14 protein-coding genes are annotated in these 15,205 nt (G+C 57.0%); 7 read left to right on the plus strand and 7 right to left on the minus strand.

What is annotated here, in order from left to right; genetic code table 11:
* Positions 1 to 39: 39 nt before the first annotated feature.
* From gpmI to pyk, 6 genes are all read right to left on the minus strand, one after another.
* Positions 40 to 1,563 carry a 2,3-bisphosphoglycerate-independent phosphoglycerate mutase gene (gpmI, locus tag SOP95_RS02415; RefSeq protein WP_323605878.1) on the minus strand — a complete coding sequence of 508 codons (1,524 nt, stop codon included), beginning with the start codon at positions 1,561 to 1,563 and terminating at the stop codon, positions 40 to 42.
* Between the two features lie 8 nt (positions 1,564 to 1,571).
* Positions 1,572 to 3,197 (minus strand): NADP-dependent glyceraldehyde-3-phosphate dehydrogenase, encoded by a 1,626-nt coding sequence (locus SOP95_RS02420; RefSeq protein ID WP_323605879.1) that lies wholly within the window; start codon positions 3,195 to 3,197, stop codon positions 1,572 to 1,574.
* An 80-nt stretch (positions 3,198 to 3,277) separates the two neighbouring features.
* Positions 3,278 to 4,075, minus strand: a complete 798-nt coding sequence (gene tpiA, locus SOP95_RS02425) for a triose-phosphate isomerase (RefSeq protein ID WP_323605880.1) — start codon at positions 4,073 to 4,075, stop codon at positions 3,278 to 3,280.
* Between the two features lie 3 nt (positions 4,076 to 4,078).
* A complete protein-coding gene (eno, locus tag SOP95_RS02430) occupies positions 4,079 to 5,380 on the minus strand; it encodes a phosphopyruvate hydratase (protein ID WP_323605881.1) in 1,302 nt (433 codons plus the stop codon).
* Entirely contained in the window at positions 5,373 to 5,543 is a 171-nt protein-coding gene (locus tag SOP95_RS02435; protein WP_162830878.1) for a hypothetical protein, read from the minus strand. The genes eno and SOP95_RS02435 overlap by 8 nt, the downstream gene beginning before the upstream one ends.
* A 14-nt stretch (positions 5,544 to 5,557) precedes the next feature.
* Positions 5,558 to 7,006, minus strand: coding sequence for a pyruvate kinase (gene pyk / locus SOP95_RS02440; RefSeq protein ID WP_323605882.1), 1,449 nt, complete (start codon positions 7,004 to 7,006; stop codon positions 5,558 to 5,560).
* A 315-nt stretch (positions 7,007 to 7,321) separates the two neighbouring features.
* Between pyk and SOP95_RS02445 the strand changes: the two genes are divergently transcribed.
* The 3 genes from SOP95_RS02445 (at position 7,322) to otnC (ending at position 10,689) form a co-directional block, all read left to right on the plus strand.
* Positions 7,322 to 8,944 (plus strand): methyl-accepting chemotaxis protein, encoded by a 1,623-nt coding sequence (locus SOP95_RS02445; protein WP_323606105.1) that lies wholly within the window; start codon positions 7,322 to 7,324, stop codon positions 8,942 to 8,944.
* A gap of 144 nt (positions 8,945 to 9,088) precedes the next feature.
* Positions 9,089 to 10,054: a GntR family transcriptional regulator gene (locus SOP95_RS02450; RefSeq protein WP_323605883.1), complete on the plus strand. Its 966-nt coding sequence runs from the start codon at positions 9,089 to 9,091 to the stop codon at positions 10,052 to 10,054.
* Positions 10,051 to 10,689, plus strand: coding sequence for a 3-oxo-tetronate 4-phosphate decarboxylase (gene otnC, locus SOP95_RS02455; RefSeq protein ID WP_323605884.1), 639 nt, complete (start codon positions 10,051 to 10,053; stop codon positions 10,687 to 10,689). The genes SOP95_RS02450 and otnC overlap by 4 nt, the downstream gene beginning before the upstream one ends.
* Before the next feature lie 419 nt (positions 10,690 to 11,108).
* Here the strand turns inward: otnC and SOP95_RS02460 are convergent, their stop codons facing one another.
* On the minus strand, positions 11,109 to 11,738 hold the full coding sequence (locus SOP95_RS02460; protein ID WP_218481896.1) for a TetR/AcrR family transcriptional regulator: 630 nt from the start codon (positions 11,736 to 11,738) through the stop codon (positions 11,109 to 11,111).
* Between the two features lie 106 nt (positions 11,739 to 11,844).
* Here SOP95_RS02460 and SOP95_RS02465 point away from each other — a divergent pair, with 106 nt between their 5' ends.
* From SOP95_RS02465 to SOP95_RS02480, 4 genes are all read left to right on the plus strand, one after another.
* Complete coding sequence (locus SOP95_RS02465; protein WP_323605887.1) at positions 11,845 to 12,738, plus strand: NAD(P)/FAD-dependent oxidoreductase; 894 nt, start codon at positions 11,845 to 11,847, stop codon at positions 12,736 to 12,738.
* A 56-nt stretch (positions 12,739 to 12,794) separates the two neighbouring features.
* Positions 12,795 to 13,172, plus strand: a complete 378-nt coding sequence (locus SOP95_RS02470) for an antibiotic biosynthesis monooxygenase family protein (RefSeq protein ID WP_218481898.1) — start codon at positions 12,795 to 12,797, stop codon at positions 13,170 to 13,172.
* 169 nt (positions 13,173 to 13,341) lie between these two features.
* On the plus strand, positions 13,342 to 14,187 hold the full coding sequence (locus SOP95_RS02475) for an alpha/beta fold hydrolase (protein ID WP_323605889.1): 846 nt from the start codon (positions 13,342 to 13,344) through the stop codon (positions 14,185 to 14,187).
* 66 nt (positions 14,188 to 14,253) lie between these two features.
* Positions 14,254 to 15,126 (plus strand): class I SAM-dependent methyltransferase, encoded by an 873-nt coding sequence (locus tag SOP95_RS02480; protein WP_218481900.1) that lies wholly within the window; start codon positions 14,254 to 14,256, stop codon positions 15,124 to 15,126.
* Positions 15,127 to 15,205 lie beyond the last annotated feature (79 nt).

Here is a 15,205-nt window from a genome sequence, read left to right on the forward strand (position 1 = left end):
CGTCGGTGCGGCGATGCACTGATGGCACCTGTCAGCCAATCAGACGGTGAGAAGCGAGTTGCCATCCATCTCAGACGGAATCGGCAAACTCAGCATCTGCAACAGGGTTGGAGCGATATCGCACAACCGGCCATTCTTCAGCCCGTGTCGCCCTGGTTGCTCACTGACCAGAATCAGCGGCACCGGATTCAAGGTATGCGCCGTGTGGGCCTGGCCAGACATCGCATCGAGCATTTGCTCAACGTTGCCGTGGTCGGCGGTAATCAAACATTCACCACCAACTGCGAGGGTTGCTTCAACCACGCGACGCAGGCATTCATCGAGCACCTCGACCGCCTTGACGGCAGCATCGAAGGAGCCCGTATGACCCACCATATCGCCGTTGGCATAGTTGCAAACGATCAGGTCGAATCTGCCGCCAGCGATGGCGTTGACCAGTTCGTCAGTCAACAGGGGGGCGCTCATCTCAGGCTGCAGATCGTAGGAAACAACGTCAGGTGACGGAATCAGGATTCGCTCCTCACCCTCAAAAGGCTGCTCTCTACCGCCGTTGAAAAAGAACGTCACGTGGGCGTACTTCTCGGTTTCGGCAATGCGCAATTGCGTTTTCCCAAGTCTGGCCAAGTGTTCCCCCAAGCTGTTGTGAATAGCTTCGGGAGGGAATGCACACAGGCAACTCAGCTCTTCGGAATACTGCGTCAATGTCAGCAAGCGATCCTTGTCCACCACAAACGGCCGCTCGAAGGTCGTGAAATCCGGTTGGATCAACGCCTGGGTCAACTCCCGCGCCCGATCGGGGCGAAAGTTCATGAAGATCATGGCGTCATCCGCACCGACACTGACAGACTGTCCAATCGTGGTTGGCTTGACGAACTCGTCCGACTCCCCACGTTCGTAAGCGGCAGACAAAGCTACCGACGCCGTTTCAGCCTGATGTTCGGCTTCGCCGCCGACAATCAAGCGGTAGGCCGATTCCACGCGCCCCCAGCGGTTGTCGCGATCCATTGCATAGTAGCGACCGACCAGCGAAACAATGCGTCCGGCGCCCAGTCTCGCAAACGCGTTTTCCAAAGCCTCAAGCGAGGCTAAAGCGCTCTTGGGCGGCGTGTCTCGGCCATCGAGAAAACCATGCACATAAACTTTCTCGACACCCTGCTCAACCAGGCAACCACAAGCCGCGATAATCTGATCGATATGACTATGCACGCCGCCCGGAGAAAGGAGCCCCATCACGTGCACAGCACCATCGCGACTCTTTACCCCTTGGAGCAACATCTGTAGTGCCGGGTTGTGTGAGAACTCTCCGTCCGCGAGTGCTTTATCAATTCGGGTCAAGCTCTGGTACACCACCCGCCCCGCGCCGAGATTCATGTGGCCAACCTCGGAGTTCCCCATCTGACCTTCGGGCAGCCCAACAGCAAGACCTGACGTCGCGATCTCGCTGTGGGAGAAACGCTTGAGCAGCGCATCAAACGTCGGCTTTCTCGCTGCGGCGAAAGCATTCGATTCAGTAGCCTGCCGAATACCGACACCATCAAGAATAATCAAAGAGCGCGTAGTCATCGTGCCCCCTAGAAGATGTAGTCAGTGGTCAAGAAGCTCGACTCGCGATTGCGAATGATGTCGCTGACCAGTTCCTTGTTACTTTCCTGGAACTTGGTGGCGACGAGCGTGCGAATGGAGAACACGCGCAAGGCGTCATGCACGGACAGCGTCCCTTCGGCAGAGTTTTTGCGACCGTTGAATGGAAAGCTGTCTGGGCCGCGCTGGCATTGCGCGTTGATGTTGATACGCCCCACCTGATTGGCAAAGGCATCGACCAAACGACCCACTTGCGCGGAATCCTTGCCGAAAATACTGAGCTGCTGGCCGAAATCGGAATCGAGGACGTATTCGATGACTGTTTCCAGATCACGGTAAACCACCACAGGTACAACCGGCCCGAACTGTTCTTCGTGATACACACGCATGTCGGAAGTCACCGGGTACAGCACCGCCGGGTAGAAGAACGTCTCACAGACTTCTCCCCCGCCGGCGTTGACGACGTTGGCGCCTTTGCTGACAGCATCGGCCACAAGCCCGGTCAGAAAATCAGTCTTGCCTGGCTCTGGCAGGGGCGTTAAAGCGACACCCGGCTCCCACGGCATACCCGGTTTCAGCTGAGCCAACTTCGCCTGGAACTTGTCGATGAAAGCGTCAACGACGTTTTCATGAACGAACAGGATTTTCAGCGCAGTGCAGCGTTGCCCGTTAAACGAGAGCGAGCCGGTAACAGCCTCGGAAACGGCGTTATCCAGATCGACATCGGGCAGGATGATGCCCGGGTTTTTCGCATCCAGGCCCAGCGCGGCACGCAGACGGTGTGGCTTAGGGTGCAGCTTTTTCAGGTCGCTGGCAGCCTTGTTGGTTCCGATGAACGCAAAAACATCGATCTTGCCGCTGGCCATTAAAGCGCTGACGGTTTCCCGGCCGCTGCCGTAAATGATGTTGATAACCCCGGCCGGGAAGCTGTCACGGAATGCCTCAAGCAAAGGTCGAATCAGCAGTACACCGAATTTGGCCGGTTTGAACACGACGGTATTGCCCATGATCAGCGCAGGGATCAAGGTCGTGAACGTCTCGTTCAGGGGATAGTTATAAGGCCCCATGCAAAGCGTTACGCCCAGCGGAACGCGGCGGATCTGGCCCAAGGTGTCTTGTTCGAGCTCGAAACGGCTGGAGCGACGATCCAGTTCCTTGAGGGCATTGATCGTGTCAACGATGTAGTCGCAGGTGCGATCGAACTCTTTCTCCGAGTCTTTGAGATTCTTGCCAATCTCCCACATCAATAATTTCACTACCGCTTCACGTTGTTCACGCATGCGGCTGAGGAAAGACTCCACGTGTCGAATACGCTCGACCACGCGCAGGGTTGGCCAGACGCCTTGGCCACGGTCATAGGCCTGTACCGCTGCATCCAGTGCGGTCATGGCCGTTTGCGCGTCCAGAAGTGGGGTACTGCCCAAAATCACGGACTCATGACCCGATTCCTTTTTCAGGCATACAGGACTGCGGACGGGAGCGAGCGCGCCGTCCCACAACCGCAGCTCGCCATTGACCAGATATTCGCGCTGTTCAATGGAAGGTCCTGGACGAAACGCTGCAGGGATTTCGTCTGCGCTCGGGAAGAGAGTTTCAAGTCGGTTGTTCAACGTCATTTTTCATACCTCTGTGCACACTGTGCAGTGCCGGGAGAGAAAGAACCCGGCACATGGTGCTTTGCACGTTCAAATAGAATTCAGATCGCGATGGGTTCGGCAGCCGGCGCCGTTTGAGCCGCCCAGCAGATGGCAGCAAAGGACATCGCATCCAGCGAAGCTCCGCCGATCAGGCCACCATCGATGTCCGGTTGATCGAATAATTGCTTGGCGTTCTCGGCCTTCACACTCCCGCCGTACAGAATCCGGCAATCGGTGGCGGCCGGGCGATCCTGTTCAGCCAGCCATTCCCGGATGTGCCGATGAACAGCTTGAGCCTGCTCTGGCGTCGCGGTTTCGCCAGTACCAATGGCCCATACAGGTTCATAGGCAATCACGCCCCTGACCAGATCCTGAATGCCCACTGCCTTCAGTACTGCACTCAATTGTTGGGTGACGACTGCCTCTGTTTCACCCCCCTGACGTTGAGCAAGTGTTTCACCCACACACAACACCGGGATGAGTCCGGCACGAAGCGCGGTAGCAAACTTCTTTGCCACAAGCTCATCATCTTCTGCATAAAGCGCACGGCGCTCCGAATGCCCGACGAGCACGTAGCGGCAGCCGATGTCCTGGAGCATCGAAGCACTGACTTCTCCGGTATGTGCGCCTGACAGATGGGTGCTGAGATTCTGGGCTCCCAGCGAAACGTCAGAATCGTCCAGCAGATCAGCTACGGTCGTCAGGTAGGGAAACGGTGGGCAAATTGCCGTCTCAACACTTTCAAAGCGTGAAATCACCGGAAGTAGGCTGCGCAGCAACGAAGCATTGGTCGCGCTGCTGCCGTTCATTTTCCAGTTACCGATAACCAGTTTTTTTTTGTGAGAAAAGGTCTGCATAATTCAGGCTTTCCTGTTCAAAAGTGCGGTAGCGTCATAGGGCGCACGACCTTGCAACGCCTCTTCAATTCGTAGCAAACGGTTGTATTTGCCCACCCGATCCGAACGACTCAGAGAGCCGGTCTTGATCTGTCCGGCACAGGTCGCGACGGCAAGGTCGGCAATGGTGGTGTCCTCGGTTTCTCCCGAACGGTGAGAAATGACCGCGGTGTAGCCTGCGTCTTGCGCCATACGAATGGCGTCCAGCGTTTCACTGAGAGTCCCGATCTGGTTGAACTTGATCAGAATCGAATTACCAATTCCTTTCTGAATGCCCTCACGCAGAATTTTGGTGTTGGTCACAAACAAGTCGTCACCCACCAGTTGCACGTGGCCAAGTTTTTGGGTCAAACCCGCCCAGCCTTCCCAGTCGCTCTCATCCATCCCGTCTTCTATGGAAATGATGGGGTACTTGTCGCAAAGCATCGCCAGGTAATCGGCAAAGCCTTGCGAACTGAATGTCTGGTCTTCCCCGGACAGTACATATTGACCGTCTTCGTAAAACTCGGAGGCTGCGCAATCAAGCGCCAGAGTAATTTCCTTGCCCAGCTCGTAACCCGCTCGACTTACCGCTTCCTTGATAACAATCAGAGCTTCTTCATTGGAAGCAAGTGAGGGAGCAAACCCGCCTTCATCCCCTACCGCGGTACTCAGGCCACGCTCGGACAAAACCTTCTTCAAGGAATGGAACACCTCGGCGCCCATGCGCAGTCCTTCACGGAACGACGAGGCGCCGACCGGCTGGATCATGAATTCCTGGATATCGATGTTGTTATCAGCGTGCTCGCCGCCGTTGATGATGTTCATCATCGGAACCGGCATGCTGAACTTGCCTGGCGATCCGTAAAGCGCCGCCAAGTGTTCGTACAATGGAATACGCTGAACCTCGGCTGCCGCTTTGGCGGTAGCCAGGGAGACAGCGAGGATCGCGTTGGCACCCAGGATGCTCTTGCTCTCGGTACCATCAAGGGCAATCATCGCGTTGTCGATTTCGCGCTGATTCAACGCGTCCAGTCCGATCAAGCATTCACGGATCGGGTTGTTCACGTTTTCGACCGCACGCATCACGCCTTTGCCCATGTAACGCGTAGCGTTGTCGCGCAGTTCGAGTGCTTCACGTGAACCGGTAGACGCACCCGACGGGACACTGGCGGTGGCACTGACGCCACAATTGAGCGTCACAACCGCTTCGACAGTCGGGTTTCCTCGCGAGTCCAGAATTTCACGGGCAGTGATTTGTTGGATACGGCTGTTCTTGTTAAGCATGATTTGTCCCCTTCGTATGATTCACTGCCGTTGCCTCTTGGCCTTGCGTACCGAGCAATTCCTGCTGCTCGGCATACTGCGCCCGAAAATCGAAATCCCGTGGCCATGATGCAAAGTCGTGTTCTTCAACGACTTTGTGATCAGTAGAATTCGTCTCACTCATCAGAGCATCCTCAATCAGCGGATCGCTTCGCCTACGCGCACAACACGAAGGGAGTTGGTCCCACCTTGGGCGTTGGCGTAATCGCCTTTGGTAATCAGAACGTGATCACCGGCCTTCACCACACCGCGTCGGGTCAACTCTTCAACCGCTTTCTCATTCACCATTTCAGGAGCGAAGTCGTCACTGTCGAACGGAATGGTCGCGACACCACGGAACAACGTGACGCGATTCTGAGTGGCCAGATTGCGAGAGAACGCGAAGATCGGGAGGTGCGAGCGAATGCGCGACATCAAGCGAGGTGTATCACCGCTTTCCGTCATGCAGATGATGGCTTTGACACCGTGCAGATGGTTGGCCGCGTACATGGCGGACATCGCGATGGACTCGTCGATCTTGTGGAACACCTGGTCGACGCGATGTTTGGAACGATGGGACTGAGGATGCTTTTCTGCGCCGATGATGATCCGGTGCATGGCCTCGATCGTTTCGATGGGATAGGCACCCGCCGCGGTTTCGGCGGAGAGCATCACGGCGTCGGTGCCATCAAGCACTGCGTTGGCAACGTCGAACACTTCTGCACGAGTCGGCATTGACTGCGTGATCATCGACTCCATCATCTGAGTGGCGGTGATCACCACACGATTAAGCGTGCGGGCACGTTCGATAATCAGCTTTTGAACGGCGACCAGTTCCGCGTCACCAATTTCCACCCCCAGGTCACCCCGGGCCACCATCACGCCTTCAGATGCTTCGATGATCTCATCAAGAATTCGCAGGTCATTGACGGTTTCTGCGCGTTCAATCTTGGCAATCAGGCCGGCCTGCCCTCCCGCCTCCTGCATCAGGCGACGAGCCAGGTGCATATCCGAGGCGTCGCGTGGAAACGAGACAGCCAGGTAATCCACCTGCATGTGTGCAGCCGTCTTGATATCGGCGAAATCTTTTTCGGTCAGCGCCGATGCCGACAGTCCACCGCCTTTGCGATTGATCCCCTTGTTGTTGGACAGCGGCCCGCTTATCAGGACTTCGCAGATCAATTGAGTCGCTTCGACTTTCAGAACCTTCAACTCGATTCGTCCGTCGTCGAGTAACAGAATGTCGTCTGGGCGGCTGTCTGTGATCAAGGCCTCGTAGTCGATTCCGACTCGCTGATTGTCTCCGGCATTTTTGTCCAGCGCTGCGTCGAGAATGAATTGCTGCCCCTTCTCGAGAACGACTTTTCCTTGCGCAAACCGTGCGATGCGAATTTTAGGACCTTGCAGATCGGCCAGTACTGCCACGAAACGACCATGTTTGGCAGCCAGCTCACGCACCAGCCGGGCACGAGCAATGTGATCTTCAGCCTTCCCATGGGAGAAGTTCAGGCGCACGACATCAACGCCCGCTTTCACCAATCCCTCGAGGGCTTCGAATGATTCTGTTGCTGGCCCTAACGTGGCCACGATCTTGGTTCTGCGCTGCATGACAGATACTTCCTCAAACAGGGTTTTATTATTGAACGCAAAGGAAATCTGGACGTGCTTGTGATTATTTGCGTGCAAATAATCAATCAGAGCAAAGCAATCCTATCGACTGCTCAAACTGCCAGGGACCGACAAGAAGCTTTTAACCTCAGCATTTTTGGCTTTACCGCTCATCACTCAGGTAAGACTTCTCGAAAAACGCCTAAAAAATCTTGGCACATTGACACACCAAAATGCAATGCTATTTTAGTCAGCACAAATACACGCATCCGGCCACGACCCGGATCGCACTACTCTGCCGAAGGGATACTGATCATGCTGCCAAGACGCCTCTCCATCGCCAGTCGAATGGTTCTCGGGTTCGTCATCATTGCCGCGCTGAGCATTGCGCTAGGGGTCTTCGCGCTACGTCAGATCGATGAAGTGCAGGTCCAATCGACCCAGATAAAAGACAATTGGCTTCAACGGGTACGTGCTCTGGGGGCGGCGAATGCCGCACTGAACCGCTACCGGATGGGATCGATGCAGCACATTCTTTCGGTCAGCGAAAAAGACATGCAGTCTTACGAGGACAAAACCGCCGGGCGGTTGCGTCAGGTTCGCGAGCAAATGCAGATCTATGCCCAGTTGCTCACGAACGAGGACGATAAGGGCAGGTTGAGCGCGTTCAATGCCAGCCTTGACGTGTATGCAAAAAATCACCTCGAATTGCTCAAGCTTTCTCGCAAGGGTGACAAGACGGGCGCCAGGGAATTTCTGATGGCGATCAGGGATTCCTACGATCAGATGACGCAAAACTTCGAAGACCTCATCGACCGTTCAAACCAAGGCGCAGAGCTGGCAGGTAACGAGTCGATCGATGCCTATCAACGCGCCGTCCAAGGCGTGGCATTGGTCATCATCCTGGTTGGTATCGGGACAGTTCTGGTGGCATGGCTACTGACTCGCAGCATCACTGCGCCCTTGAATGTGGCCGTTAAAGCCGCGAAAACAATTGCCGAAGGTGATCTGAGCCAGCCCATTCAACCAACGGGCAACGATGAAGCTACTCGTCTGCTCGAGTCCTTGGCGACCATGCAAAGCAATCTGATAAAAACCCTGGGACAGATCTCAGGCTCATCCCGGCAATTGACCAGCGCCACCGCGCAACTGAACACGGTCACGGAAGCTTCCAGTCAGGATATTCAACAGCAACACGCCGAGATTGAGCAGGCAGCCACCGCGGTGACCGAAATGACCGCCGCAATCGAAGAAGTCGCCCGTAATGCGCTGTCCACGTCCGAGCTGTCCGTGGCGTCAAGGGACATTGCCCTGAAAGGGCAGCAACGCATGGTCGAAACGTTGGGCGCCATAGAGACGCTAACCCTAGATGTGCAACTCAGTTCGGAGCAGATTGAAAGTCTGGCCGAACAGGCGCAGCGCATTGGCAAGGTGCTGGACGTCATTCGCACGATCGCCGAACAGACCAACCTGTTGGCACTCAACGCCGCCATTGAAGCGGCTCGAGCAGGCGATGCGGGAAGAGGTTTTGCAGTCGTTGCAGATGAGGTACGCGCCCTCGCCCACCGCACTGCACAGTCGACCCGGGAAATCGAAGAGATGATAAGTGGCATCCAGAGCGGAACTGATACTGCCGTTTCGACCATGCTCAACAGCAGCGAGAACACCCGCCTCACACTGTCTTTGGCCCAATCCACTCAAAGCGCGCTGGCAGAAATCGTCGCCGCCAACGACGACATCAATCAACGCAATCTAATGATCACGACGGCCACCGAAGAGCAAGCGCACGTTGCACGTTCCGTGGACCGTAACCTGCTCAATATCCGCGATCTGTCCGTTCAGTCGGCCACGGGATCGCAACAAACCACCGACGCATCGTTATCCCTTGGCCATTTGGCTGTCGAGCTCAACAGCATGGTGGGCCATTTCAAAATTTAGCCAATGCAATTTTTTGCATAATGCCACGTTAAAAAGTAGTCATCAGCGACGAAACCTGTTCGAATCAAGCCATGCTTCATTCGCTCTCACTCGCCACTACTGCGGACAGTGATCGTCGCCACCCTATTTGTAAGTGATCAAAATATGGCCTCAAGCGCCCTCGTACAACGCATCGCTGCTGAAATTCGGCAGAAAATCCAGACCGGCAAGCTGGCTCTGGGAGCTCACCTGAGCGCACAAAAAGTCGCCGACGAGTTCAACGTCTCCCGCTCTCCTGCGCGTGAAGCACTGGTATTGCTCTCGGAGCAAAACATTCTCGAACAACTGCCAAATCGTGGATTCTTCGTGCTGGAGCTCGTGCAGGATCCGTCGCAAATCCAAGATGAGGTACTTCCGCTTGAGGAGCCGGACGAATACTACCGACTCTCGGAAGACTGGCTGAACAATGCAATCCCCAACGAAGTGACAGAGCAGTTTCTGCGCACTCGCTACAACCTGACAAAGGCCCAGGTCATAGACATTCTCAACCGGGCGGCAAAAGTCGGTTGGGCCGAGCCGAAACCGGGTTATGGCTGGCGCTTTCTGGACGTCGCAAAAACGCCGGAAACTCTCGAACAGATCTACAAGGTGCGCTCGTTGATCGAACCGGCAGCGCTGCTGGAGCCGACCTACCATCACGACCTGAGCAAGCTCCAGCGCTTGAAAAAAGAGCAGCAGGACATGCTCAACGGCGGCATTGATAACCTGCCGGCTGATGTGCTGCTCAAAAATGGCATTCGCTTCCACGAAGAGCTAATCAAGCTCTCCGGCAACCCGCTTTATCACATGATCCTGGTCCAGATGAACAACATGCGGCGCTTGATCGAATATCGCTCGATGATCGACCGCAAGCGCCTTTTCAAACAGTGCGCCGAACACATCCGGATGATCGAACTGGTGGAGCAAGGTAACAACCTTGAAGCCGCGCATCTCATGAAACAGCACCTGAGTGGATCCTTCGCTCACAAATCGCCGATTCTGAAATTAAGACCCGAATCCGCCGAAGCCAACCGTTCAGTTTCAGGCATCGGCTCTGGCCTCACATCACTTCTCGAGGAGAGTACAAGTTGAGCACCGAAGAACAATTGCGCGAAGAAATCTGCACCGTCGGCAAAAGCCTGTACGAACGCGGTTACACCGTGGGTAGCGCAGGCAATATCAGTGCACGCCTGGAAGATGGCTGGTTGATCACCCCCACCGACGCCTGCCTGGGAAGATTGAAGCCGGAAGAAATCGCGAAGGTCAGCAAGGACGGCACCTGGGTATCTGGCAACAAGCCTTCGAAAACCCTGGAGCTGCACCGTCAGGTCTACGACCGCAACCCGGAAGTGAATGGTGTAGTGCACACACATTCGACGTCGCTCGTGGCTCTGACGCTCGCCGGAGTCTGGAACAAAGACGACGTCCTTCCTCCACTGACGCCTTACCAAATCATGAAAGTCGGCCACATCCCATTGATCGCCTATCAGCGCCCCGGTTCTCCTGACGTGGCGGCACAAGTTGCGCAATTGGCCAACGATGTGCGTGGCGTCATGCTGGAACGGCTAGGCCCAGTGGTTTGGGAAACCTCAGTATCGAAAGCCAGCTTTGCACTGGAAGAGCTTGAGGAAACGGCGAAGCTCTGGATGATGAGCAATCCGAAGCCTGCACCGCTGGATGAGGAAGCAATTGAAGACCTGCGTCGGGTGTTTTCTGTTAAGTGGTGATGCCTCCAAGACGCAACACAAGATCTTCCATTGAATAATGCGTTGATACTCGCCTTGTTAATCAAGACCTCCATTCATCTCGCTACAGAGGTGATTAGCGAGGCGAATGTCCCCTTGCATAGTTGACACTATTTTCCCCTCAACCTAGGTCATGCAGCCTGACCGGGCACTATCTAACTGAATTTCCGCGCTATTACGCTCGTTCTTCGAATTAGGGGCAGATTCGTAAGGTGCGCCGATGTAGGGTGACAGCCGGCTGCGAGTTATTTTCAGACCATGCGACAGACAGCAATCGATTTCTGCGCTTCATGAAAGGCATAAAACGGCCATAAGCGGACCTTGGCAAGGACCGCTAACGGCCGAAGCCTGCCATTTGAGATGTCCAGCTAACGATCAACATCAGGCGTTCAAATCAACCACTAAATACCGTGCGCTGCGATGAACATTGCGACGGCCGACCGGCAATAGGATTCGACTTCATAGTCGTCCTTTGCTTTCGCCTCATCGAAGCGGGCGATCATCAGGAGATCGGACCCTTTGATAAGCGCGGCAAACAAGCGGGCAGACTCTAAAGGGTCGGGCACGTTCAGCATCGCCTTCGCGTGCAACTGACGCAACAGGGCCTCGATCTGGGCAATGACATAGGCGGGACCGGCTTCGTAATGGAGCTTGCTCAACGACTTTTGCTTCGTCTTGTCGACCATGATCATGGCTTCAACACTGCGCACTTCCGGACTCAACAACGTGCGCAACAGGAATGTCCCCACCGCCATGAGCTGATCTGCAGCCGAACCGTCGATGCCTTCAACAATGGCCTGTGGTGCAAACTGATGGCAATGGGCCGCGATGGCCGCGCTGAACAGCGCCTCCTTGTTCTCGAAGTGTCGGTAGATGCTTAGCTTGGATATTTTTGCCCGCTGGGCGACCTTGTCCATTGTTGTCGCTTGAAATCCCAACTCCACAAAAAGTTCGCCGGCGGCGTCGACGATCGTTTGGCTGAGCGCCTCGTTGGCTGGCCGGCCGCGCCGGGTCTGGCTGATTTCGGTCATAAAAATTCCAGTACTTGACGGTATCGTAATTTCGGGATTATGGTACTCGAAAGTATCCAAACAGTAAAACCCAAGTCCCTTCAGCCACAACGCGGAGCCTATCACCATGAATGACGTCATCATTATCGGCGGCAGTTTTGCGGGTCTTGCCGCCGCTCTCCAGCTTGGTCGTGCCCGCCGAGAAGTCACCGTTCTCGATACCGGACTTCCGCGTAATCGCTTCGCCGACCACTCGCATGGTTTGCTTGGCCACGATCACAAGCCACCGCTGGAAATTCTGGCCGAAGCGCGGCAACAGTTGGCGCGCTACCCTACGATCAGCCTTGTCACTGCCCGGGCCGAGAGTATCTCCGGCACCATTGACGATTTCTCCATCCTCACTGGCGATGGCGGAAGTCTCAGGGCACGCCGCCTGATCTTGAGTTATGGCGTCGCCGACCAGATGCCTGAACTTCCCGGCTTTGCCGAAGGCTGGGGAACCTCCATCGTGCCCTGCCCCTATTGCGACGGCTTTGAAGTTGCGGGCCGGCATTGGGGCCTCGTCTGGTCCGGCCCGCCGTCGCACAACTACGTCAGGCTATACCACGACTGGACCGACACATTGACGGTCTTCGCCAATGGTCACGACATTCCACCTGACATCCGGGCCGATCTGGCGCGCCGCGGCATCCCTGTCGTCGATGGCCGGATCACCGAAATCGACCATGACGAGAGCCATAACACCACCGTCAGGCTCGACGCCGGCCCCCCTGTCGCGGTCGACATCCTGTTCGCGCATCCGCGCAACAAGCCCTCCGCACGTCTGCATGAATCCCTGGGCCTCGCCACGGTCGATACGCCCCTGGGTATCGCCCTCAAGGTCGACGAGCGCCGCGAAACCAGTGTGCCCGGCGTCTACGCTGCCGGCGACCTCGCCAACCCTCTCATGGCTTCTGTCAGCACGGCTTCATGGCAAGGCGCGATGGCGGGCATCTTCGCCCAGCAGTCGATGCTGGTTTGAGATCAAGCAGCATCGATCACGCCAATTTCAACTTCACAATAGACGCGAGCGCCACCATGGAAGTCCTAAAGAAATTCAAGCCGCTAGACGATGAATTCCCGCTTGAGCGCCAACTCGGCATCTCGGCCGCGCCAATCGTACTTATCAACATATTCACGGTCGGTTCCGCTGACGAAGCGGGCTTCCTGGACGCCTTCAAGGCGGCAGGCGAAACCCTGAAGAAGCAGCCGGGCTTCATCTCCACCCAACTGCACCGAGCGATCGGTGATAGCCCGACCTTCCTGAACTATGTGGTGTGGGAGTCCACCGAGACGCTCCGCGATGCCTTCGCCCGTCCCGAATTCGTCGCGAAGGTTTCGGCCTATCCGTCATCCGTCGTAGCTACCCCGCACCTGTTCCAGAAGGTCGCCGTCCCCGGCTTTTGCACGGCCTGACTCCGGAAATATGGCAAGGCGCGATGGCCGGTATCTTCGCCCAGCAGTCGATGCCGGCTTGAGAGCACAGATTGGAGATGAGCATGGAGGCGCACATGTCCAGGACCAGAAACACCGAAGCCAGCATCAGCATTTCTCGCCCGACCATTTTTGAAAAAGGCTGACACACATGGAGTTCGAACACGTCACTTTCGACCTGCCACACGGCACCTTTCATGCGCTGAAGGGGGGGGATCCCGATGGTCAACCGACGATCGTCTTGCACGGTTTCCCAGATCATCCGCCGACCGCGAAGCTCTTCCTTGCCGAGCTCGGCCGCCGTGGCCGCCACGTCGTCGCACCCTGGCTTCGCGGTTACGCGCCGTCCCCGACCGCGGGGCCGTTCGACTTCGCAGCCCTCACCAGCGATGTGCTCGCGCTGATCGACCGCTGGTCTCCGGGGCGCCCCGTGGAGTTGATTGGCCACGATTGGGGCGCCCTGATCACCTATGATGCCTGCGTCACCGCACCGGGGTGGATCGAACGCGCGGTCGCGCTCGCAATCCCTCATCCACTCACGTTCATGAGCCGGCTGACGCACCTCGCTCAACTGCGCCGGAGCTCGTACATGGGGCTCTTTCAACTGCCTGGAAGCGGCTGGATCTCCACCGCCCGCGATCTTGCCTTCATCGACCGCCTCTGGCGTCAGTGGTCGCCCGGCTTCTCGCTCGATCCCGCTCTCAAGGCAGAGCTACACGAGCATCTGCGCAAGAGCATGCCCGCGCCCCTAAAGTATTACCGGGCGATGCTGCGCCCCGGCATGATTGGTGCGACGCGCCGCATGTCTCAGCCGATCACGGTGCCCCTGTTGCAGCTTCACGGTGCCAACGACGGCTGCATCCTCCCCACGCAGTTCGAAGACCGACATCAGTTCGCCGCCCCGCACGCGATGGAGGTCGTCCCCGGCGTCGGTCACTTCCTGCACATCGAGGCCCCTGAGGCGATCGCGGAACGGATCGTGGCATGGGCCAAGTAGCGTCCTTTCCTCCTTGCCTCGATCAAAGGCTAGCTGGTTAAAAACGAATCAAAACGAGGAGATGTCATGACAGAGCAAAAAGCCTATCAGGTCGCCGACTGGAATGGCGAAAGCGGAGAGTACTGGGCCGCCAACCAGGCCCGGCTCGACGCCATGTTTGCGGTATTTGGCCAGGCCGCGATAGAAGCCGCGGCGCCCGCCACGGGCGAACGCGTGCTTGACGTCGGTTGCGGCGCGGGCGCGTCGAGTCTGGCTCTGGCCGCCCGCGTCGGCGCGGGCGGACATGTGCTGGGCGTGGACATATCCGAACCGCTGATTGGACGAGCGCGCGAGCTTGCGCCGCAGGATACGCCGGTCCTGTTCCAGGTGGCCGACGCCAGTAGCGCCGAGCTGCCCGAGGGCGCGTTTGACATCCTTTTCTCGCGTTTCGGGGTGATGTTCTTCGACGATCCGACAGGGGCGTTCGCACATATGCGACGCGCGCTCCGGCCGGGCGGGCGGGTCGCTTTCATCTGCTGGCGCGGCGTGGCCGAGAACGATTGGGTGCGCCTGCCGATGGGCGCGATCAAGGGCATCGTCCCGCTGGCCGCACCGCCTGATCCTGAAGCACCTGGACCATTCTCGTTCGGTGACCGGGGACGCGTGACACGTATCCTGACGGCCGCTGGCTTTACCGATATCACTTTTGCGCCGTTCGATGTTTCCATCCCGTTCGGTGAAGGCGAGACTCGGGATGCGGCGATCGATGACGCGGTGAGGATGGCGTTCGAGGGCGGTCCGCTGTCGCTAGTACTAGCGCAACAAACCGATGACATCCGCGCCCACGCCTCGGCCGCGGTTCGCGCCGCCTTCGCCGGCCTCCCCGGCGAGCGGTCGGTGATGATCGACGGCGCGGCGTGGATCGTCATGGCATGTAATCCGGCAGCCAGCGCCTGTTAGCAGGGATGCCGCCCCCCACACTCAGTAGAGCAGTGCAACTTAGGTAAGTTAGATTAATGTCCCTTTTGGTTTGGTGATC

Origin of the sequence: Pseudomonas sp. YuFO8 (genome assembly GCF_035065025.1) — a bacterium.
GTDB lineage: Bacteria > Pseudomonadota > Gammaproteobacteria > Pseudomonadales > Pseudomonadaceae > Aquipseudomonas > Aquipseudomonas putida_AE.

Bases quoted from the DNA above. Each gene is read 5' to 3' on its own strand.
- SOP95_RS02465 (WP_323605887.1), top strand. From the start codon at position 11,845: ATGAATGACGTCATCATTATCGGCGGCAGTTTTGCGGGTCTTGCCGCC.
- eno (WP_323605881.1), bottom strand. From the start codon at position 5,380: ATGCTTAACAAGAACAGCCGTATCCAACAAATCACTGCCCGTGAAATT.
- SOP95_RS02480 (WP_218481900.1), top strand. From the start codon at position 14,254: ATGACAGAGCAAAAAGCCTATCAGGTCGCCGACTGGAATGGCGAAAGC.
- pyk (WP_323605882.1), bottom strand. From the start codon at position 7,006: ATGCAGCGCAGAACCAAGATCGTGGCCACGTTAGGGCCAGCAACAGAA.
- SOP95_RS02470 (WP_218481898.1), top strand. From the start codon at position 12,795: ATGGAAGTCCTAAAGAAATTCAAGCCGCTAGACGATGAATTCCCGCTT.
- gpmI (WP_323605878.1), bottom strand. From the start codon at position 1,563: ATGACTACGCGCTCTTTGATTATTCTTGATGGTGTCGGTATTCGGCAG.
- SOP95_RS02475 (WP_323605889.1), top strand. From the start codon at position 13,342: ATGGAGTTCGAACACGTCACTTTCGACCTGCCACACGGCACCTTTCAT.
- SOP95_RS02460 (WP_218481896.1), bottom strand. From the start codon at position 11,738: ATGACCGAAATCAGCCAGACCCGGCGCGGCCGGCCAGCCAACGAGGCG.
- tpiA (WP_323605880.1), bottom strand. From the start codon at position 4,075: ATGCAGACCTTTTCTCACAAAAAAAAACTGGTTATCGGTAACTGGAAA.
- SOP95_RS02420 (WP_323605879.1), bottom strand. From the start codon at position 3,197: ATGACGTTGAACAACCGACTTGAAACTCTCTTCCCGAGCGCAGACGAA.
- SOP95_RS02445 (WP_323606105.1), top strand. From the start codon at position 7,322: ATGCTGCCAAGACGCCTCTCCATCGCCAGTCGAATGGTTCTCGGGTTC.
- SOP95_RS02450 (WP_323605883.1), top strand. From the start codon at position 9,089: ATGGCCTCAAGCGCCCTCGTACAACGCATCGCTGCTGAAATTCGGCAG.
- SOP95_RS02435 (WP_162830878.1), bottom strand. From the start codon at position 5,543: ATGAGTGAGACGAATTCTACTGATCACAAAGTCGTTGAAGAACACGAC.